The organism is Microbacterium sp. K41 (assembly GCF_004794395.1).
In the GTDB taxonomy this organism is placed as follows: domain Bacteria; phylum Actinomycetota; class Actinomycetes; order Actinomycetales; family Microbacteriaceae; genus Microbacterium; species Microbacterium sufflavum.
The window spans coordinates 1-453 of record NZ_SSDO01000001.1 but is presented as its reverse complement, the minus strand read 5'-3'; the positions used below and the strand labels follow the sequence as shown (position 1 = coordinate 453).

1 protein-coding gene is annotated in these 453 nt (G+C 76.8%); it reads right to left on the bottom strand.

Features of this window, described 5'->3' with window-relative positions:
* The coding region (locus tag DW309_RS00010) for a DeoR family transcriptional regulator (RefSeq protein ID WP_168387111.1) at window positions 1-234 on the bottom strand (234 nt) is incomplete at its 3' end.
* Window positions 235-453 lie beyond the last annotated feature (219 nt).

Here is a 453-nt window from a genome sequence, read left to right as displayed (position 1 = left end):
GACGATCGCGCGCCGCTCGTCCGAGATCGCGGGAGCCGGGAGCAGCCGCTGCGGGCCGCGCACGCGCACACCCCCGCGGATGCGCTCGACGGCGCCTTCCTCGGCGAGCTGGTCGATGTCGCGCCGCACCGTCATCTCGCTCACCTGCAGCGTGGCGGCGAGTTCGCCGATGGAGGCCGTACCGCGGTCGCGGGTGAGGGCGAGGATGCGCTCGCGTCGCTCCGTGACCAGCACGCGGTCTCCTTCCGGTGGGGCCTCCAGTCTGCCACGCGCCCCCTCGGCCCGCCGCGGTCGACGCACCCCCGCCCGCCCCACTCCCGGAACAGGATCCCCGACGTCGCATGACCCTCCCCGAGCCCTACGCCACCTGGTTCCCCGCTGCCGCGTTCGACGGCCGCTACGGACGCACCGAGGCCGACCTGCGCGCGGTCGCGCCCGCGCCCGCGCCGCCGG